The organism is Hafnia psychrotolerans (assembly GCF_014639435.1).
GTDB lineage: Bacteria > Pseudomonadota > Gammaproteobacteria > Enterobacterales > Enterobacteriaceae > Ewingella > Ewingella psychrotolerans.
The window spans coordinates 100,576-120,371 of sequence record NZ_BMFZ01000007.1; the positions used below are offsets into that span (position 1 = coordinate 100,576).

Here is a 19,796-nt window from a genome sequence, read left to right on the forward strand (position 1 = left end):
TACAGCATAGAGCACTTTTTACAAAAAATAGGAATAACCCCATAAAAATAAACCCCCTATAACTTGCTGTCGTAAAAGGATTTTTATTTTGTTTTGTCTAACTTTTTATATTATGACAGATGAAGACGTTGTTTTCGATGTGATGTACAGCATATTTCAGGCATAAGCGGCGCTGAGCCCAGAGGTTTCCTATTACTAGGAATAGTCTGGTACGGTCATCTGTCTGTTTTTTTGTCAGTGAAATGACCGAAATACTTTTGGTCATTTCACTGACAGGCAAAGGTGTTGTTTTTTATAGCCAAACGGTCTGGTTTCGCCTCGAAATAACGCGATATCAGGTATACTGCACACATACACTGTTCCTGTTGGGTTTAGCGGAGCAAAGCAGTTCGGCGGTTGTTGGAGAACTATATTGCGGGTCAGGCGTTCATTAACGATTAAGCAGATGGCAGCAGTGTCCAGCGTTGCGGTGATCACCATCTGTATTTTCATTGTCATCCAACTGTTTCACTTTGTGCAGCAGCGGAGGGATGATTATGCCCAGCAGCTTGAAAACATCGCTCATTCAGTCAGGCTGCCACTGTCACAGGCTGTTCTGGACGTCGATCTCAACGAAACACAAAACATTCTTAACACACTGCGTCCGGTCGGCATTCTTAGCCGCGCAGAGGTCGTATTACCCAGTCAAATTACCGCGTTGAGTACTCATTTTCCTGCCGGGCGACCGGTTCCCGAATGGGTCACTCGCGGATTTAATCTGCCGGTGACTATTTCGGTCCCACTCTATTCTGCCGCTGCCAGCCCGACGGCCCCCAAGCCGCTGGCCTACCTTAAGCTGCAGGCTGATTCTTACCGTATGTATCAATTTATCGTCAGTGCGCTCTCCACTATGCTCACCACCTATTTACTCCTGGCATTGATCTTGTCGATTTCCATTAGTTGGTGCATTAATCGCCTGGTGATAAAACCGCTGCGGGCCATTGCCTGCGAACTGGAAGCGCTGCCTGAAAATGAAATTTCCCATCATCAATTGAGCTTGCTTGCCCATCATGACGATGATGAATTAGGCATGCTGATCCGTAGCTATAACCGCAACCAGATGCACTGGCTCAAGGTAGCGAGCATTCAGGAAGAGAATCCTTCAGCCAACGCAATGAGTAGCGAAGCGCAGTTTATGGCGCACTTACAGTTGCGGATTAATGCTACCCCGGCAGAGAAAGGTTTCCATCTGTTGTTGATCGGTATCGAAAGCCTGCGTGATGGCGGCGGCATTGGCTGCCCGCTGGTCAGGTCGATAAAGGACGTTTTATCGCCAGATTGTCTGCTGGTGCGTCTGAGCCATAACGAATTCGCCTTGCTGGCCAGCGATATTGTGCGTTCGTTTATGGCCATGCGTCTGGCACGGCAAATCATGGCGCGCATCAATGCGCCGCAAGAGAGCGAAATCGTCCCGCTATCACTGCACTCGACCGGTAGCATAGGGATTGTGCATTATGATGGAGAAGTGGTGATGAGTGCCGAACAGTTGATGGCAAGTGCTCGTACTGCACGTATCTCAGCTTATCGGCAGGGTAAAAACCAAATTCTGTTCTTCGAGCCGGCGTTGACTGAAAAAATTCAGGAGCGGCTGTTGCAGGAGAATGAAATTCTGCACGCCATCGAGCAGAACGATTTTACGCTGTTTATTCAGCCGCAGGTCAATATGGCAACGGGAGCTGTGGTGGGCGCGGAGGCATTGCTGCGTCGTAAAATGGCCGACGGTAGCTACGGGTTGGAAAGTGATTTTATCGTACTTGCCGAAGAGATCGGCGTGATGGGGATGCTCGGCTATAAAGTGTTGGAATTAGGTTGTGGCATTCTGGCACGCTGGCAGCAGTACGGTATTACACTGCCCCTGTCGGTTAATCTTTCCGGCATTCAGATTCAGCAGCACAATTTTCTGCCAGAATTACGCAGCCTTCTGAGTCGCTACAAAATCAGCCCCGGCCAACTGGTCCTGGAGATCACCGAAACTTCCCGTATAGAAAATCTGGATCGCGCACTGTTATTGCTGCGTGAATTGCGTGCGGTTGGCGTTTCCATTGAGCTTGATGACTTTGGTTTGGGTTATTCCGGGCTGGATTATCTCAACCGCCTGCGCAGCCTCCCGATTGATGTGATTAAAATTGACCGCAGTTTTGTCAGCGTTCTGCCGGCCGATGACATCATGGTTAACATCGTTACCTCTATCGGCAAAGCGATGAATATTCGACTGATTGCCGAAGGGGTGGAGACGGATGAGCAGCGTCGCTGGTTGCTGGACAATGACATTCTATTCGGACAGGGCTATTTCTTCTCAGTCCCCTTGTCACAGGCTGAGTTCGAGCGCCAATTTCATGACCAAATAATCACGGGCTCTTGATGCTGTAGCCTTCAGCACCTGTTCGCCGACGTTCATTCCCCTATTCCACGCTTAGAACTAGCCAATGGGCCATATTTCGCCTTCTCACTTGCTATTTTATGTATCCGTTGCCGTATTACTTTTCAACTGAATCGTTTCAGTTCTAGTTTTAAAACAACGAAGATTGCAAAACGAAACAAGTTATTTCCATCTTGTTATGTCGGTGTTATTTTTCCGCCTATCGTTTTTGAGTATTACCCATTATAAAAACAGGGTTTTGTATCACTACAGGATGGCAATACATGAAAATAAGTATCTTTAAAAGCCTTTATTTCCAGGTGCTGACGGCGATCACCTTAGGCGTTTTGTTAGGACACTTCTACCCTGAGTTGGGTGCACAAATGAAGCCTTTTGGTGATGGCTTTGTGAAATTAATCAAGATGATCATCGCTCCGGTGATCTTCTGTACTGTGGTTACTGGCATCGCCGGTATGGAAAGCATGAAGGCCGTGGGTCGCACCGGCGCGATTGCTCTGCTTTATTTCGAGGTTGTCAGTACCATTGCGTTGATCATCGGTCTGGTTATCGTCAACGTAGTACAACCTGGGGTTGGGATGAATGTCGATCCCGCCGCATTGGATGCGAAGGCTGTGGCGATGTATGCCGAACAGGCCCAAAGCCAGGGCCTTATTCCTTTCCTGCTTGATATTATCCCGAGCAGCGTCATTGGCGCCTTTGCCAGCGGTAACATCTTGCAAGTATTGATGTTTGCGGTGCTGTTTGGTTTTGCACTGCATCGTATGGGTAATAGAGGCCAACTGGTCTTTAACTTCATCGAAAGCTTCTCCAGTGTCATTTTTGGCATCATCAATATGATCATGCGGTTGGCTCCGCTGGGTGCCTTCGGTGCTATGGCCTTTACCATCGGTAAATATGGCGTGGGGTCTCTGGTGCAGCTCGGTCAGCTGATTCTGTGTTTCTATCTGACTTGCGTGCTGTTTGTGGTGGTAGTCCTCGGGCTCATTGCGCGTTTCACGGGTTTTAGTATCTTCAAATTTATTGCTTATATTAAAGAAGAGCTATTGATCGTGCTGGGGACCTCCTCCTCTGAATCCGTACTGCCGCGTATGCTCGATAAAATGGAGCGTCTGGGCTGTAAGAAGTCAGTGGTTGGGCTGGTGATCCCTACCGGTTACTCGTTTAACCTCGACGGCACATCGATTTACCTGACCATGGCGGCGGTGTTTATTGCACAGGCGACCAACACCCATATGGATATCTGGCATCAGATAACCTTGTTGGTGGTACTGTTGCTATCATCGAAAGGTGCGGCTGGCGTGACCGGCAGCGGTTTCATTGTCCTGGCTGCGACACTGTCAGCTGTCGGTCACTTGCCTGTAGCCGGTCTGGCGCTGATTTTGGGTATCGACCGCTTTATGTCTGAAGCACGTGCACTGACTAATCTGGTCGGTAACGGTGTGGCAACGGTGGTGGTGGCAAAATGGTGTAATCAGTTGGATGAAGGCCAACTGAAAGCCACCTTGGCTGGTCAGAAGGGACTGACAGCAGCTGAGAAATCAGTCTGACGGATTGTCTCTTCCTGAAAAATGCTGCAAAACGAGTTAAAAGGCAGGTCGGAATTCCCGAATCCTGCCTTTTTCACGCCTAATTCCCCCTTAAATCTACCGATTACTTGATGTAACCATCAGATTATCTTCATAATGTGCTTCCCGGTGCACCGTCAGTCGTGATTCCCAACAAAATTTTCATGAGAACGGTGACATCGGTAAAAACGTGCGGTCTAACAGAGTGCTAAACTTTGCGTCTTCGTTTTTACACATTGATATTCTGTGGGTTAGTCGCAAGACGCCGGCAGGACAAGCAGATTGAAAATTGGATTGTCATTACGTAGGGGTTCACATGCAGGGCACCAAAATTCGGTTACTCGTGGGTGGATTGCTGCTGGCAACCGCCGCAGGCAATGCGCAGGCTGAAGCTTTACAACCTGATCCTGCCTGGCAACAGGGTAAATTAGACAATGGCTTTACTTGGCAAATGCTGGCTACGCCGCAACGTCCAAGTGATCGCATCGAATTACGTTTCATCGTACGCACCGGTTCTCTGGCAGAATCCATCCAGCAAACTGGCTTCGCGCACTTTCTTCCCCGTCTTGCCCTGACTCGTGCAGAAGGCTTCAACAGTTCTCAGTTGCAGTCCTTCTGGCAGCAAACTATTAACAGTGACCAACCATTACCTCCTGCCGTCACCTCGTATGATTTCACGATGTACAATATCAGTCTGCCTAACGGCCGTTCTGATTTGCTGAAACAAGCGCTGGCCTGGCTTGCCGCCACCAGTGGAAAAATGGCGATCAACCAGGATACGGTGGTCGATGCTGCGCGGATGCCGCAGGATCCAGTGGGTGCATTGCCAATGGATACCAAAGGCGCCTGGTGGCGTTATCGCCTGACCGGCTCAACATTGCTGGGTCATGATCCAAGTCAGCCGCCAGTACATCCGGTGGATGCTAAGGCGCTGAGCCAGTTTTATCATAAGTGGTATACGCCTGACGCCATGACATTGTACGTGGTGGGTAACGTCGACAGCCGCAGCATGGTGGAGCAGATCAACAAAACGTTCTCGACACTGAAAGGCAGACGGCAGACGCCGCAAACCCTGCCAGTTTTGCCGGGTTTACCGCCGACAGCCATGACGCTGATGGAGAGTTCGCTGAATCAGGACAAACTCTCGCTGTTGTGGGATATGCCCTGGCAGCCGATTCAGGATTCACAGGCGTTGAGCGCTTACTGGCGGAGCGATCTGGCACGTGAAGCGCTATTTGTACATTTACAGGAGGCGTTGAAAATCTCTCCTGAGGGCAAGGCACGGTCCGCAGAAGCACCGATGTTAAATCTGAGTTTTGACTGCCGCGTACAGTATCAACGTGCACAGTGCGCAATTCGTATGGACGCGCCGCAGGAGAAAATGCTCGATTCACTGAAAAATCTGTCACAGGAATTAGTCAAAGTGCGCGATAGCGGCCTGTCGCAGGCTCAGTTTGATACATTGATCGCCCAGAAGAAGGACCAGCTTGGCAAATTGTTCGCGACCTACGCACATACCGATACCGATGTGCTGATGAGCCAGCGACTGCGTTCACAGCACAATGGCGTAGTGGATATCGCCCCAGAGCAATACCAGAAGCTGCGTCAGGAGTTTCTTTCTACACTGACTTTACCGGCGTTGAATCAGGAATTGAAACAGCAGCTTTCGCGCGAGCCAGCGCTGTTATTATTTCAGCCGAAAGGTGAACCAGAAATGAATGTTAAAGCTCTGCAGGAAACCTATGACCATATCATGATGAAGGATGTGGCTGCAGCTAAAGTGGTCGCACCGGGTGCGGTGCCAGCACAATAAGGGGTTGAGGTGAAGGGGCGATGCCCCTTTTACCGCTTCAACTCTTTCAACTCTTTAAAATTCAAGGTCGTGGGCATCGGCCCACACCGACCAGGGGAGGCGTAAACGAACCTCCTTTGGGCAGTGTGGGCGGCGAGCCCACGGTCTTGACGTTGAATTTAAAAGCAGGCATGGGCGGCAGCCCAAGGTCTTGACGTTATTTACTAAGCTTTTTAAAAGCGAACATCAGCCGGAATGATGGCACCCCGATATTGAATCACCGTGCTGGCAGTGACATGCCCACGTTTGGCGGCCTCTTCTGCGCTGCCACCCATCAGACGGACCGCGAGATAACCGGCGCTGAAGGAGTCGCCCGCTGCGGTGGTATCAATGACTTTTTCTTTCGGCAGTTTCACCGCCGGAATATCATACTGTTTACCGTCAGAGGCGGACACAATACAGCTTGCGGCACCGCGCTTGATCACCACTTCGCTGACACCCAACGCATGCGTTCGCGCAATCACGTCTTCATAAGGCTCTTCGCCCCACAACATATCTTCGTCATCCAGCGTCAGGAAGGCGATGTCAGTACAAGACAGCATAGCGCTATACGCAGCCTGGGTTTTCTCTTTGCTGGTCCACAGGCGTGGGCGGTAATTGTTGTCGAAAATCACTTTGCCACCGTTTGCGCGGCAGGACTGCAACAGAACCATCAACTTTTCACGGCTTTCATCGTCGAGGATCGCAAGACTGATGCCACTGAGGTACAGATAATCAAACTCGGCCAGTTTCTTGCAGATATCTGCCGACTGTGGGCTTTCCAGCCAATAGCGCGCGGCGGCATCATTGCGCCAGTAATAGAAAGTGCGTTCGCCCGTTTCGTCCGTTTCAATCACATACAGGCCGGGAAGTTTGTCGCCGAGACGTTGAATCAGGTCTGTCTGTACCCCTTCCTGCTGCCAGGCTGTCAGCATTTCGTTGCTGAAACTGTCTGTGCCAAGGGCGGTGACATAATGCACGTTGAGCGCGTCTGATGGGGCCTGTCGAGCGATATAGACTGAGGTATTCAGGGTATCACCGCCAAATCCTCGATGCAGAGAGGAGCCATTCTGCGACAATTCAATCATGCACTCGCCGATAACGGCAATGTTTTTGCTGGTCATTGAAACGGGCCTATGTTCTTGAAAAATGAAAACGGAATAAGCGAAAGAGTGCGCTTAGTTTCTTCCCAAGCCGCAGGGCAGTCAATAGTATTAAAACGCAGTTTTATTTTTTTTCGAGATGTATCAAAAAAACGAAAAAAATCATTAAAAAAGCGAAAGCCGCTAAGCTTTCGCCATGTTTTGAGCCGGGGTACTGACTCTACTTTGCTTCATTGCGCAGGTCAGTGACGCTACGTCCACCCATACCCCAGTTATCAGTGTCCACTTCATCGATGATCACCGTGGTCGTCGCCGGGTTTTTGTTCAAAGTATCGACCAGCAACTGGGTCACCCCTTTGATCAACGCTTTTTTCTGTTCGGCAGTGGCACCGTCACGGGTAATTCTGATATTGACGAAAGGCATGGTTTTTCTCCAGATTGATCACAGTTTCAGTTCTTCACTGTAAAGCTTGACCGGCTGAACTTCCAGCACACCACCAACACATTTTGTGCCCTCTATTTTCCCTCTCTCCAGGGGTGATTAAAGTTTCTTCTCGCTTCGCCGATAGATATCACTACTAAAGAATTGCAGGGGCCGGGCTATCCGTATAGTCACGCAAACATTTGCCGCAGGTGACCCGATGACCTGACTCGGGATTAGGCGGCAGAAAGTATGACCGTAGAAAGCATGGCGACGGAAAAATATGATAAACAAGATGATGTTAGGGCTAATGATGCCTTCATTCAAAGTCATTGCACGCGTTCGGGCGCAATCCTACTGGCGGCAATGCCAGAGGGTGTACCGTTTTCAACCCATTTACCGTACCAACGGGAAATTACTGGGTATTGAGTTGCTGACCAAGGTTTTTCATCCCGCCGAGCCGCAGAAATTTGTTTGCCCTGAACATTACTTTGTCACCATTGCGATAGGCAAGCGTATACAGATTGTCCAGGAACAACTTGATCTGTTGCAGCAGTCGCAGAAGCTGTTTGTCGATCATAGCCTGCTGGCATCCATCAACGTAGATGGCCAGGTGCTGGAAGCCTTGCAGGTGGATGGCCCACTGAAGCAGCAGATCAATAACATGTCCTATGTGCGATTCGAGTTGGTCGAAAGTGCTGAACATGCTCTCAGTACTCCTCTATCGAAAATTGAACAGGCTGATCGGCTATGGCTGGACGATTTCGGTCAGGGTATCGCCAATTTCTCGTCATTCACCACCTGGCATTATGAATACATAAAAATTGCCCGCGATCTGTTTATTCTGCTGCGTCAAAGTGAGGAGGGTTGCCGACTGTTCTACACACTGGTGACTTTGATGAACCGCTACAGTAAAGGTGTGATCATCGAAGGCGTCGAAACGGAACAGGAGTGGTCGATGGTGTGCAACTCTGATGCGCTAGCGGCGCAGGGTTATTACTTATCACGCCCCCAAACCTTCGACTTACTTGACCAGATGCCGATTCATTTCAAGGGTTAAATATCCACAGTCTGCTTTTCTCTCTTTTGCTTGTTACGCAAGCTCCGGCAAACTCAACTATGGTTAGCGCTATAAATCAGTTAATTGTCTGGTAGGGATAGGCTAATGACGCGCACAGGTAAAGTGGTTAGTTGGGTGGTTGGCATCACGGTGAGTTTGCTGATTGCTGCCATTATTTTCATCGCGCTGTTCGACTGGAACCGCCTGAAACCGACTATTAATCAGAAAGTATCCACCGAATTAAACCGTCCCTTTGCCATACGTGGCAATCTGGGCGTTGATTGGTCACGCCAGAAAGATGAAGCGGGCTGGCGCGCATGGCTGCCGTGGCCGCACATTCATGCAGAAGACATCGTGTTAGGCAACCCGCAAGATGTACCGGGCGACAAAAAAGAGGCGCAGATGGTCACGTTGGCCCGCGTGGACGCAAGTATCTCGCCGCTGGCGTTATTGCATAAAGAGGTGCTGATATCGCGCATCTGGCTGAAACAACCCAATGCATCACTCATTCGTCTGGCTAATGGTAAGAACAACTGGACTTTCAATCTGGCAAACAGTGACACCAACGATCAGACGCAGTCAGCCTCGACCTGGTCATTTACCTTCGACGATATTGTGTTCGACCGTGGCCAAATTGACTATCAAGACGCGCTGCTGAAAGCTGATTTCCGCGCGGAGATTGACCCGCTGGGTAAACCTTTACCCTTTACCGAAGTGATCGGGGATAAAAGCGCTAAGCAAAGCGCGGATAAAAGTAAAACGCAGGACTACATTTTCGGTTGGAAAGTGGACGGAAAATACAACGGTGAACCGCTCTCTGGTAGCGGTAAAATAGGCGGCATGTTAGCGCTGAAAGACCCGAACTCCCCCTTCCCGTTGCAGGCTGACGTGCGTTCCGGTAAAACCCGCGTGGTGGTAGCTGGCACCTTGACCGACCCAATGCACCTCGGCGGTCTGGATTTACGCCTCAAATTCTCCGGACAGACGCTGTCTGATCTCTACGGCCTGACCGGTGTGCTGCTGCCGCAAACTCCGCCGTATTCCACCGACGGCCACTTGAGCGCTACCTTGCATGATAAAGACGGCGCAGTGTACCGCTATCAAAACTTCAACGGCCAGATTGGCGACAGCGACATTCATGGTTCATTGACCTATAGCGCCAGTAAACCACGGCCAAGCTTGGTCGGCGATATTGAGTCAAAACAGTTGCGTTTCTCCGATCTTGCGCCACTTATCGGTGCCGATTCCAACCAGGAAAAAGCCAAACGCGGCGAGAAAACACGCCAGCCATCCGATAAAATCTTGCCGGTTGAGAAATTTGACACCAAGAACTGGGGCGTGATGGATGCCGATGTGAAATTCAGTGCTAAACGGATTGAGCACGGAAAATCCCTGCCAATAAGCAATTTGAGCACCCACTTAAAACTCAATAACGGCGTGATCCTGATGGACCCGTTGCGCTTTGGCGTGGCAGGCGGCAACCTTAATTCGACCGTACGGCTTGAAGGGAATAAATCCCCAATGCAGGGCCGTGTTGATATGCACGCTCGTGGCCTGAAGCTGAAACAGTTGCTGCCAAGTGTCGAGTCGATGGAGCGCAGCCTGGGAGATTTAAACGGTGACGCCACGCTGTCTGGTACCGGTAATTCGGTTGCTGAACTGCTCGGCAGTAGCAGCGGTGACATGAAGTTGCTGATTAATGACGGCGTTATTAGCCGCGGGCTGATGGAAATTCTCGGCCTTAATGTCGGTAACTATGTGGTTGGCAAACTATTTGGCGATGACGAAGTGGCGATCAACTGTGCGGCGGCCAATGTTAATGTCAAAAACGGTTTGGTATCACCAAGACTGTTTGTGTTCGACACCGAGAACGCGGTGATCAATATCAGCGGTACGACCAATATGGCGACCGAACGGCTGGATTTAACCATTGATCCTGAGAGCAAAGGTGTGCGTATTCTGACATTGCGTTCGCCACTGTACGTGCGGGGTACTTATAAAAACCCGGACGCCGGAGTGAAGCCTGGGCCACTCATTGCCCGAGGTGCTGCCGCCATTGCGCTCGGTGCCGTTGTGGCACCCGCCGCTGCACTGTTGGCGCTGATTTCCCCCAGTGATAATGAAAAAAATCAGTGCGGCCCGATTTTGCAGAAGATGAAGCAGAAGTAGTTTCATGGCATCAGCCGTATTTTTAGCGCCTCTGCCTGAAAAGGGGAGGCGCTACTCTGAGTGTGTTACTTTGGTACCGGATCCAGTACCGCACAGTTGTGGTCCTGGATCTCTTCGGTGGAGGCGTTATTGAGCTTCAGCAGGTTGCGCTCACTGGCCAGCAGCAGGAAATGGCCTCCCGACAGGCTCACCATCGCCATACCGAAATGCCCCATTTTCTCCTGTGCCTGCGGAACACCTTCTGCCAACAGGCGGAAAGCCCCTTTCTGATTCAACTCTTCTGGGTCTACTTTTCGCGCCAGATAAGTGTGGCCTACCAGTTGATCCGGTAACGCCTGCCAGCGGTAACCCACTTGCCCTGCATCTTTCGCCAGCGTCTCTTTCACCGCCGGCAACAGGCAGGAAATGTGAATATGCAGTTGATTCTGCGAACGCCCATACTGTGAGTTAATCGCCAGCGATACGTTGCTGTCATCGATCGCTTTGCCGTATTTATCCGCCATATAGTGCCGCGCGTCCCAGGCCTGGCTAAAGTAATTGGGTGTGCTCTCTTCAAGCAACGCCGGGCTTTCCATACCGGTGATTTTCGCGGTGGGCATCAGCAAATACTGCAAAGGTCCGTTGATATCCTTGAGGACCACAAAACCTTGTTTTTCATCCACCTGAGCACAGGGCGCAGGCTGGCCGCTGGCGCGCTGATTGGGCACGCACTTCTGGCTGATAATATTCCATAAGGCATTGGGATTGGATTTATGCGGCAGTAGGAACCACAGGGCGGCGGCGATCACCCCCACCAATATGACCAGCGGTATAAGCAGTCGGCGTGAGAAGCGCATGGAATGTCCTTTGAGAAACGTGACGCAGCAGCCGCTGCGTCAGCGTGGCCAATTAAAGTGACTGATCGCGGGTCTCTTTGATTAATAGCAGTGCAATAAGCGTCAGCAATGCCATTGATGCCAGATAGACGCCGACATAAAACAGCCCGTAATGGGTTGCCAGCCAGGTAGCGATATAAGGCGCAACGGACGCACCGAGTATTGATGCCACATTATAGGAGAAAGACGCGCCGGTGTAGCGCACTTCCGTTGGGAACAGTTCCGGCAGTAGCGCGCCCATAGGACCAAAAGTCAGCCCCATCACGACAAAACCGCACAGCAGAAAGAGCATCACCAGCGCCTGAGAACCGGAACCCAGTAGGGTCGGGAACAGCAGGGCGAAGACAATCATCAACAGCGTAATGCAAATCATGGTCTTGCGACGGCCAAACGCATCCGCGAGCTGACCGGCAATCGGCACCATAACCCCAAATCCGACCACGCCAATCATCAGCATTAGCAGGAAATCATTACGAGTAATACCGAGGCCCAGCGGTTTTGGCATGGTGCCATAACCTAGCGAATAGACGGTCATGATGTAAAACAGCGTATAGGTGGCGACCATGATAAACGTGCCGAGGACGGTGGCTTTCAGATGCTTACTGAATAATGTACTGATCGGTACGCGCACCTGCTTACCCGCTTTGGCAATTTTGGCAAACACCGGTGTTTCATGCAGCGACACGCGCACATACAGGCCAACCAGTACCAGCACAGCCGAGAGGATAAAGGGTACCCGCCAGCCCCAGGCAATGAACTGTTCTTCGGTCAGTAGCCAGGACAGCAACAGGAACATACCGTTGGCGAAGAAGAAGCCGATCGGCGCACCCAACTGCGGGAAGGAACCATACAGCGCACGCTTTTTGGGTGGCGCATTCTCAGTAGCAAGCAAGGCTGCACCGCCCCATTCGCCGCCCAGACCTAAACCCTGACCAAAACGTGCCAGCGCGAGTAGCAGCGGTGCGAACACGCCAATGGTGGCGTAGGTGGGTAAGAAGCCGATCACTACGGTGGAAATCCCCATGGTCAGCAGCGAAGCCACCAGTGTCACTTTGCGGCCCACGCGGTCACCAAAGTGACCGAACAGCGCGGAGCCAATCGGACGCGCAATAAATGCGATGGCGAAGGTCGCCAGCGATTGCAGTGTGGCGGCGGCCGGATCACCTTGCGGGAAGAAAATGTGTGGGAAAACAATCACCGCAGCGGTGGCGTAAATATAAAAATCGAAGAATTCAATGGCCGTACCGATGAGCGATGCAACGATGACTTTGCCACGGGAGTTCTGACTCACCAAATTCGCGTCAGCTTCTAATTCTGGAGTGATGGTGGCTTGCATAAGTGTTTCTTATTTGTAATGGGTTAGAAGGAACTCATGTAAATAAATGTATAGCGAAAAGGCATCTTAAGCAGAGCTCGGGGGTATTACAACGCGATGAAATCGGGAAGTGAGGGCGCTTGCCGCCGGATCGGAGGATTGTTTTATCCTGGTGAGTTTTTGCCAATCATAACGTTGCCGAATAGCTTAAAAGCGGAGTAACTGACTGAGAAACCGCAAAAGAAAAGTATCGGTCTCAGTCAGTTACTCTGGTTTCCAGCACGACAGTGGTTCAGTCTTGGTGTTTATCACTATGTCATAGGGTGAATATCAGAACGAATGGCTGACATAGGGATTTCCTCTGGCGTAATAAGGATGTCCGGCCTGAATTCGCTGTCATTTTACGATGCGCTCTCTTCCTTGCCCGCCGCCTTGGGTTGATGGTCGGGCATCGGTGGATCGTCCTTGTATTGTGCTGTGGCGATCCATGCCGCCACAAACAGCGTCAGGCGGGCGAAGAAGTAGAAGAATGCCATCAGGCCGATGACCGAACCGAAGGCGGCACCGGAAGGCGAGGTAGCCAGCCGGGGCAAGGTCATGGTCATCACAAACTTAATCACCTCAAAGCCCATTGCCGCCAGCAACGTACCGCGTAGCAGCGCTTTTTTGCGTGGCTTGTGACGCGGCAGCATCCAGAAAATCCATAGAAACAATAGGTAGTTTGCGGCAATCGAGATCACCAGCGTGACTAACGTCAGCACAGGGCGCAGCCATTCAATATCGCCGAGTCCTAGCGCGTCCACGATGGTTTTTTGCGCTGAACCGGCAATCGAGGTCAGCGACAGCGTAATAATCAGTGCCAGCACCAGACCGATCAGCGAGATGAAATCACGGCCGTAGCGGCGGTAGATTTTTTCCTTGTCCTGCGGGGTTCGCTCCCATCGATCCCGAGACTGGGCGCGGATCGCTTCACGTAAATTGCCCATCCAGCTGAGACCGGAATAAAGCGCAATGAGCAAGCCGGACAAGCCCACGGTGGTTCGCTGCTGAATGGCGGTATTGACCGTACTTTTTAGCGTATTCGCCAAATTCGGATCGCTGATGCTGTTGACTATTTTGCCGACCAGTTCAGCCAGGAGATCTGGATTGGAAGCCAGCACAAAACCTGCTGCAGCAAATGAGACCATCAGTATGGGAATCAGCGATAGGAAGGAGAAGTAGGTGATGGCCGCACCGAATTGGCTACCGAGACGATCATTAAATCGTTCGGTGGTGCGTATCAGGTGTGCGACCCAGCCCCAGGCTTGTACTCGGGCCACCAGCTTTGAGGCGCGGGTGATATTTTTGTCCACTGTGGTATTTCCGGTTTTGATATTTATCAGCGATTTGGAATCTTCCTGTTGGGTCCGTTGGTTTTCTTTTGTGGTCGGCATTAATCCACTGAGTCCTTAATGAAAAATTTTCTATGCCGTCAGTATAGCGTGCCAGACACCGTGCACAGGCTCCGGGCGCGCTGATTGCTCACGCACTGTACACTGCCACTACCCGCTCAGGGTTCAGCCCGCGGTGTTCAGGCAATAAAATCATGGGCGATCTCCGTCATCCAGTCCATGAACACTTTGGCGCGGCGGGACAGATTAAGCCGGTGCGGGTAGACCAGTGATACCGGCATTGGTGGTGCGCAAAATTGCGGGAGAATCTTCACCAGCTTGCCGCACGCCAGCGCTTCGCGTACGCCGGGCAACGGCACCTGAATAATGCCCAACCCCGCCATGCAGGCTGAGGAGTAGGTTTGGGTGCTGTTGACGGTCACTGCACCACCGGTTTTCACCACTTTCAGCACACCCTCTGCCAGATATTCAAAACCTGTTGCCCGGCCCCCAAGGACTTGCTCGTAATGCACCATGGCATGTTGAGTCAGTTGGTCCGGATGATCAGGCGTGCCGTAACGTTCCAGATAACCTGGGCTGGCACAGTTAACGATGCTGAATTCTCCCAGCGGACGGGCGATAAGCCCTGAATCTTTCAGCGTGCCAACGTGTACCACGCAGTCAAAGCCTTCGCGCACCACGTCGACGGAGTGATCGGTACTGCTGAGTTCAATTTCAATCGCTGGATAACGGTTGAGAAACTCACTCAGCCGAGGCAAGACCAGATCACGAGCCATCGCAACCGACATATCTACGCGCAGACGCCCGCTCACGGTCGACGGGTGCGACTGAAACATCGATTCAAGTTCGTCCATATTCGCCAGCAGATCCTTGCAGCGCGTGTAAAACACTTGGCCATCCTGGGTCAGTTGCACGCGTCGGGTTGAACGGTGCAGCAGACGTGCCGACATCCGCGTCTCCAACTGCTGCACCAACCGCGACACGCTGCCTTTCGGCATGCCCAGGCTCTCGGCCGCACGGGTAAAATTACTCAGCTCAGCGACTCGCATGAACACCTGCATTGACTGAATTTTATCCACTTTTTACCTGATTGTTGTTTTATTTGAGACAGTGAAACTCATTATGCATGCTTTATCATTACCATGTCGTCTAATAGTCTGTATTTCGTACAGAGACAACTGACAACATTCACTGCGGAGTATGAAAATGAGCAATACAATAGCAATAGTGACCGGTGGTAGCCGTGGATTAGGCAAAAATGCGGTTGAAAAGCTTGCCGCGCGGGGTATTGACGTGATTCTGACCTACAACAGTCAGGCCGATACCGCGCAGGCGGTCGTCGAATCGATAAAAGCCAAAGGCGGCAAGGCCGTCGCGCTGCAACTCAATACGGCAGAAAGCGGCGGTTTTGATGCATTCATCAGTGAAGTGAAAAAGCAGCTGGCGCAAGTCTGGCAACGCGAGTCATTTGACTTTCTGGTCAATAATGCTGGCGTGGGCAACCATGCACTGTTTAGCGACACCACCGAAGCACAGTTTGATTTGATGATGAACATCCACCTGAAAGGCCCCTTCTTTTTGACCCAAAAACTGCTGCCATTGATCGCCGACGGCGGCCGTATTCTGAATATTTCCAGTGGGCTGACTCGCTTTGCCCTGCCGGGATCATCGGCGTACGCCATCATGAAAGGGGCGATAGAAGTACTGACCAAATATCAGGCTAGAGAGTTGGGGGCGCGGGGAATTGCCGTCAATGTGCTCGCACCGGGTGCCATTGAAACAGATTTCGGTGGCGGTATGGTGCGTGATAACGCGCAAGTGAATAAAATGGTGGCCGATAACACGGCGCTGGGGCGGGTTGGGCTGCCGGATGACATCGGCGATATGGTGGCATTAATGCTCAGTGATGAAGGGCGTTGGATGAATGCCCAGCGAGTGGAAGCGTCCGGCGGTATGTTTATCTAATGGCCCGCCTGGACTACCTGATCAGTCATCCTGAAAGCGTTTGGCTTTCTGATTCTGTTGCTTTTCCAGCTCGAAAATAGCCCGTTGCAGATCGCGTTCCTGCGCGGGCGATAAATAGGGAAACTTGAAGCTCAGCCTTTGCGAGGTGACGGTTTCACCTTTATTACTCACCGTTTTGCGATCCATGACGCTGATAAACTCCAGATCCAGCCTGAACGAGCCAAACTCCGCCAGTTCCACCACCGTATCTTTGATCACCGCGCCAGACTCAATGCAAAGTGGCATCACTTTATCCACATGCAGCCCCAGCCCGCCGAGCGAGATATCCTTCAGCTTAAACGTAAAGTCACTGGCGTCGGGGAATTTTCCGCTGCAAATATAAGTTGGCTGCAGAGGGATATTGACGCGGAAATACTCGCGGCGCTGAATAAACTTGAGCTCTGGCGGAATTTCGCAACTGAACGTTGGCAGATCTTGCCAGGTGATCTGATGAACTTGACCGGAGGTGAACTCTACTTTTGCCCCGGCAGGCTCTGCGACAAAGTTGAGCGTCTGTGCTTGTTTCGCCAACTGATTGTCGTAGTCTCCGCTGCCGAGATCAAACAGCAATTGGTTGGTATCGGGCAGGACGTCGAGGATTTTACTAATAAATTGTCCGCGCTCGTGTGCCACCATCACCAGCGTACCTTTCTTTTTCAGGTCTCGCAGAACGGCCAAGATCCCCAGCTTATTGCGTCGAATAAATTGCTCTTTAGATATTTCGCTCACCTGCCATACCTCATCAGTATTTTATTATCTTGGTTATACAGAGCTTAATTTGACTTAAAAGAAGGACATAACGGTTATCGGCAACCCGCCACGAAGCTTGATGTTTTTTTTACCAGAATGCGACTTTTCATCACAATAGCCTCCACTCAGATCACGAGAAAATTCTATTGATGAACATACTGATTTTTCGGGGGAATGATTAACGATGCCAATTCCCGCTTATATGTGGCTAAAAGATGATGGTGGTGCTGATATCAAAGGTTTTGTTGATGTAAAGGATCGGGAAGGGAGCAGGGTTTCATTGAATCATAATCTATCTTAAGGTATTCCCTTCTAAACAGCATTTTTATTGGTGAATTAACCTATGCAAAAACACTCGGCTTTACCCACGTCACCTCTTCGTCATCGCTATGACGGCCTGACGATTGCCCTGCACTGGGCAACGGCGCTGATTGTCATCTTTATGTTTGCCAGCGCGCAAATCTGGGAGCGGCTGGAACATAGCACGCCGTTGCGCGAAGGGTTGCAATCGGTGCATATCTCGCTGGGTATTTTACTGGCGGTGATAATTATCGGGCGTTTGCTGTGGCGGTTATTCACTGTCAGCACCGGTCGCAGCAAACAGCAACCTATTGCCATGCCGACGCTGCTGAAAGCCGCTTCACACCTGACGCATCTGGTGCTTTATTTACTGCTGATAGCCCAGATTGTGCTCGGCTTTTTATTCCGCTGGTCACAGGCTGAGCCTTTCTATTTCTTCGGTTTATTCCCGATCCCTGACATCTTTGATTTCGACAGCATCATGACCAGCACCTTTGGTATGTTACACAACTACGTGGCCTGGGCGCTGATCATCGTGGCAGGTGTTCATGCTCTGGCCGCGTTGTTCCATCATTACGTGTTACGCGACGGCGTTTTGCGCCGCATGTGGCCGGGTAAGCCCGGCACGCACTGAGCCGCTATCCGCTACGGTTTGAGAGTTATGTAATTATTTAAAGTAGTAAACTATATTTTAATGCACGTAACGACAATGTTAAAATATTTACGAAATCTCAGTAATATGAGTATTCGGTAACATTTTTGTGGTTGATTTGTCGTTATGTGCCGCTGTTTTCGTTACTCCGCATTATTGTCCTTTCATCTGCTGTGCAAATCATCGCTGACTTTCACAGCGCATCCTGTTGTTGATTTCGTTTGTCCGGGGAGATCTGGATAGCTTTCACCTGCAAAACTAAAACTAAACATTGAGAGAAACAGACGTCATGAGAAAAATACTCGCCATGATTCTCTGCCTTAACGTGGTTGCCTTCAGTCAGTCAGCGTTCGCAGAAGATGAAAAGCCCGTTGATGTGTTACTGATCGGCGGCGGCATTATGAGCGCGACGCTGGGGACATACCTCCAGGAATTAGAACCGGATTGGTCAATCGACATGGTTGAGCGCCTGGATGCGGTGGCACTGGAAAGCTCTAATGGCTGGAACAACGCTGGTACTGGCCACTCCGCACTGGCGGAAATGAACTACACGCCGGAAAAACCGGACGGCAGCATCGACATCTCTAAAGCGGTTGAGATCAACGAATCTTTCCAGATTTCCCGCCAGTTCTGGTCTTATCAGGTTGAAAACGGCGTGCTGCATAACCCGCACTCCTTCATCAACAGTACCCCACACATGAGTTTTGTGTGGGGCGATGACAACATCAACTTCCTGCGTAAACGCTACGCCGCACTGCAACAAAGCACGCTGTTCCGTGGCATGGAATATTCAGAAGACCCGGCGGAAATCAAACAGTGGATCCCGCTGGTAATGGAAGGCCGTGATCCGAAACAGAAAGTCGCGGCGACCCGTATTCCGATCGGCACTGACGTGAACTTCGGCGAAATCACCCGTCAGCTGGTGGCCTCTTTGCAGAAAAAACCCAACTTCTCTCTGAGCCTTGGCCATGAAGTGCGTGATCTCAAACGCAACCCAGATAACACCTGGAGTGTGACGGTTGCTGACCTGAAAAACGGCGATAAAGAAAGCGTCATCAAAGCAAAATTCGTGTTTATCGGTGCGGGTGGCGCGTCTCTCACCTTGCTGCAAAAGTCCGGTATTCCTGAAGGTGACAACTATGGCGGCTTCCCGGTGGGAGGTGAGTTCCTGGTGACTGAGAATCCAGACATCGTGAAACGTCATCTGGCGAAAGTGTACGGTAAAGCGTCCGTCGGCTCACCGCCGATGTCCGTCCCGCACCTTGATACCCGCATGCTCGATGGCAAACGTGTTCTACTGTTCGGGCCGTTTGCGACCTTCTCCAGCAAATTCCTGAAAAACGGTTCCCTGTGGGATTTGTTCGGCAGCGTTAACTTCTCCAACATTATGCCGATGACCCACGTAGGCATCGACAACTTCGATTTGGTGAAATATCTGGTCAGCCAGGTGATGCTGTCTGACGACGACCGTTTCGATGCGTTGCGTGAATACTTCCCGGATGCCAAAAAAGAAGACTGGCGTCTGTGGGAAGCGGGCCAGCGAGTACAGATCATCAAGAAAGATGAAAAAGAAGGCGGCGTTCTGCGTCTCGGTACGGAAGTGGTCAGCTCGAAAGACGGCAGCATCACCGCGCTGCTGGGTGCATCACCGGGCGCATCTACCGCTGCACCGATCATGCTGCACCTGATGGAAACCGTCTTCAAAGATAAAGTCGCCACGCCAGCATGGCAGGCCAAACTGAAGGAGATGATCCCTTCTTACGGCACCAAACTGAACGGCAATGTTGATGCCACCGAGAAAGAACTGGGCGACACCAGCCGCGTGCTGATGTTGGATAATCCAACGCCAAAACCGGCCGAACCGGCACCGGCGGCAGATAATTCTTCAGCCCCGAAACCAGGGCAGGAGCAGAAGCAGGTGGCTGACGTCGCCTTGTAAAT

Annotated in this window: 15 protein-coding genes and 1 pseudogene; 9 read left to right on the forward strand and 7 right to left on the reverse strand. The window is 51.2% G+C overall.

Annotated features, from left to right (window positions below; all coding sequences use genetic code 11):
• Nucleotides 1-412 precede the first annotated feature (412 nt).
• The 3 genes from hmsP (at nt 413) to IEV89_RS13755 (ending at nt 5,797) form a co-directional block, all read left to right on the forward strand.
• A complete protein-coding gene (gene hmsP / locus IEV89_RS13745; protein ID WP_188474095.1) occupies nt 413-2,401 on the forward strand; it encodes a biofilm formation regulator HmsP in 1,989 nt (662 codons plus the stop codon).
• Nucleotides 2,402-2,682: 281 nt separating this feature from the next.
• Nucleotides 2,683-3,966 (forward strand): dicarboxylate/amino acid:cation symporter, encoded by a 1,284-nt coding sequence (locus IEV89_RS13750; RefSeq protein WP_188474096.1) that lies wholly within the window; start codon nt 2,683-2,685, stop codon nt 3,964-3,966.
• A 334-nt stretch (nt 3,967-4,300) separates the two neighbouring features.
• Nucleotides 4,301-5,797: a M16 family metallopeptidase gene (locus IEV89_RS13755; protein ID WP_188474097.1), complete on the forward strand. Its 1,497-nt coding sequence runs from the start codon at nt 4,301-4,303 to the stop codon at nt 5,795-5,797.
• A gap of 212 nt (nt 5,798-6,009) precedes the next feature.
• Here the strand turns inward: IEV89_RS13755 and kdgK are convergent, their stop codons facing one another.
• Both kdgK and IEV89_RS13765 read right to left on the reverse strand, forming a co-directional pair.
• Nucleotides 6,010-6,939 (reverse strand): 2-dehydro-3-deoxygluconokinase, encoded by a 930-nt coding sequence (gene kdgK, locus IEV89_RS13760; protein ID WP_188474098.1) that lies wholly within the window; start codon nt 6,937-6,939, stop codon nt 6,010-6,012.
• A gap of 199 nt (nt 6,940-7,138) precedes the next feature.
• A complete protein-coding gene (locus tag IEV89_RS13765; RefSeq protein WP_188474099.1) occupies nt 7,139-7,342 on the reverse strand; it encodes a 2-hydroxymuconate tautomerase family protein in 204 nt (67 codons plus the stop codon).
• Between the two features lie 280 nt (nt 7,343-7,622).
• On the opposite strand from IEV89_RS13765, the gene pdeH reads away from it, so the two are divergent.
• Entirely contained in the window at nt 7,623-8,399 is a 777-nt protein-coding gene (gene pdeH / locus IEV89_RS13770) for a cyclic-guanylate-specific phosphodiesterase (protein ID WP_188474100.1), read from the forward strand.
• A gap of 105 nt (nt 8,400-8,504) precedes the next feature.
• Nucleotides 8,505-10,568 (forward strand): AsmA family protein, encoded by a 2,064-nt coding sequence (locus IEV89_RS13775; protein ID WP_188474101.1) that lies wholly within the window; start codon nt 8,505-8,507, stop codon nt 10,566-10,568.
• Between the two features lie 65 nt (nt 10,569-10,633).
• Here IEV89_RS13775 and IEV89_RS13780 read toward each other — a convergent pair whose 3' ends face one another.
• The 4 genes from IEV89_RS13780 to IEV89_RS13795 form a co-directional block, all read right to left on the reverse strand.
• Nucleotides 10,634-11,404, reverse strand: a complete 771-nt coding sequence (locus tag IEV89_RS13780) for a CDP-diacylglycerol diphosphatase (protein ID WP_188474102.1) — start codon at nt 11,402-11,404, stop codon at nt 10,634-10,636.
• Nucleotides 11,405-11,456: 52 nt separating this feature from the next.
• Nucleotides 11,457-12,779 (reverse strand): MFS transporter, encoded by a 1,323-nt coding sequence (locus IEV89_RS13785; protein ID WP_188474103.1) that lies wholly within the window; start codon nt 12,777-12,779, stop codon nt 11,457-11,459.
• A 380-nt stretch (nt 12,780-13,159) separates the two neighbouring features.
• Nucleotides 13,160-14,191, reverse strand: a complete 1,032-nt coding sequence (yhjD, locus tag IEV89_RS13790) for an inner membrane protein YhjD (protein WP_188474104.1) — start codon at nt 14,189-14,191, stop codon at nt 13,160-13,162.
• Between the two features lie 137 nt (nt 14,192-14,328).
• The gene (locus tag IEV89_RS13795; RefSeq protein ID WP_188474105.1) at nt 14,329-15,228 is read right to left on the reverse strand and encodes a LysR family transcriptional regulator; all 900 of its coding nucleotides are present in this window, start codon (nt 15,226-15,228) and stop codon (nt 14,329-14,331) included.
• Nucleotides 15,229-15,355: 127 nt separating this feature from the next.
• Here IEV89_RS13795 and IEV89_RS13800 point away from each other — a divergent pair, with 127 nt between their 5' ends.
• Nucleotides 15,356-16,114, forward strand: a complete 759-nt coding sequence (locus IEV89_RS13800; RefSeq protein ID WP_188474106.1) for an SDR family NAD(P)-dependent oxidoreductase — start codon at nt 15,356-15,358, stop codon at nt 16,112-16,114.
• Between the two features lie 21 nt (nt 16,115-16,135).
• Here the strand turns inward: IEV89_RS13800 and IEV89_RS13805 are convergent, their stop codons facing one another.
• The gene (locus IEV89_RS13805) at nt 16,136-16,882 is read right to left on the reverse strand and encodes a flagellar brake protein (RefSeq protein ID WP_188474107.1); all 747 of its coding nucleotides are present in this window, start codon (nt 16,880-16,882) and stop codon (nt 16,136-16,138) included.
• 205 nt (nt 16,883-17,087) lie between these two features.
• Here IEV89_RS13805 and IEV89_RS13810 point away from each other — a divergent pair.
• The 3 genes and pseudogenes from IEV89_RS13810 to mqo all read left to right on the forward strand — a co-directional run.
• Nucleotides 17,088-17,198: pseudogene (locus IEV89_RS13810) on the forward strand (type VI secretion system tube protein Hcp); the annotation flags it as partial.
• A gap of 48 nt (nt 17,199-17,246) precedes the next feature.
• On the forward strand, nt 17,247-17,837 hold the full coding sequence (locus IEV89_RS13815; RefSeq protein WP_188474108.1) for a cytochrome b: 591 nt from the start codon (nt 17,247-17,249) through the stop codon (nt 17,835-17,837).
• A gap of 307 nt (nt 17,838-18,144) precedes the next feature.
• A complete protein-coding gene (gene mqo, locus IEV89_RS13820; RefSeq protein ID WP_188474109.1) occupies nt 18,145-19,794 on the forward strand; it encodes a malate dehydrogenase (quinone) in 1,650 nt (549 codons plus the stop codon).
• The last annotated feature ends 2 nt before the right edge of the window (nt 19,795-19,796 follow it).

Excerpts from the sequence above, each read along its gene's own strand:
- mqo (WP_188474109.1), top strand. The coding sequence starts at position 18,145 with ATGAGAAAAATACTCGCCATGATTCTCTGCCTTAACGTGGTTGCCTTC.
- IEV89_RS13815 (WP_188474108.1), top strand. The coding sequence starts at position 17,247 with ATGCAAAAACACTCGGCTTTACCCACGTCACCTCTTCGTCATCGCTAT.
- pdeH (WP_188474100.1), top strand. The coding sequence starts at position 7,623 with ATGATAAACAAGATGATGTTAGGGCTAATGATGCCTTCATTCAAAGTC.
- IEV89_RS13750 (WP_188474096.1), top strand. The coding sequence starts at position 2,683 with ATGAAAATAAGTATCTTTAAAAGCCTTTATTTCCAGGTGCTGACGGCG.
- IEV89_RS13765 (WP_188474099.1), bottom strand. The coding sequence starts at position 7,342 with ATGCCTTTCGTCAATATCAGAATTACCCGTGACGGTGCCACTGCCGAA.
- IEV89_RS13785 (WP_188474103.1), bottom strand. The coding sequence starts at position 12,779 with ATGCAAGCCACCATCACTCCAGAATTAGAAGCTGACGCGAATTTGGTG.
- kdgK (WP_188474098.1), bottom strand. The coding sequence starts at position 6,939 with ATGACCAGCAAAAACATTGCCGTTATCGGCGAGTGCATGATTGAATTG.
- IEV89_RS13755 (WP_188474097.1), top strand. The coding sequence starts at position 4,301 with ATGCAGGGCACCAAAATTCGGTTACTCGTGGGTGGATTGCTGCTGGCA.
- IEV89_RS13800 (WP_188474106.1), top strand. The coding sequence starts at position 15,356 with ATGAGCAATACAATAGCAATAGTGACCGGTGGTAGCCGTGGATTAGGC.
- IEV89_RS13775 (WP_188474101.1), top strand. The coding sequence starts at position 8,505 with ATGACGCGCACAGGTAAAGTGGTTAGTTGGGTGGTTGGCATCACGGTG.
- IEV89_RS13780 (WP_188474102.1), bottom strand. The coding sequence starts at position 11,404 with ATGCGCTTCTCACGCCGACTGCTTATACCGCTGGTCATATTGGTGGGG.
- yhjD (WP_188474104.1), bottom strand. The coding sequence starts at position 14,191 with ATGCCGACCACAAAAGAAAACCAACGGACCCAACAGGAAGATTCCAAA.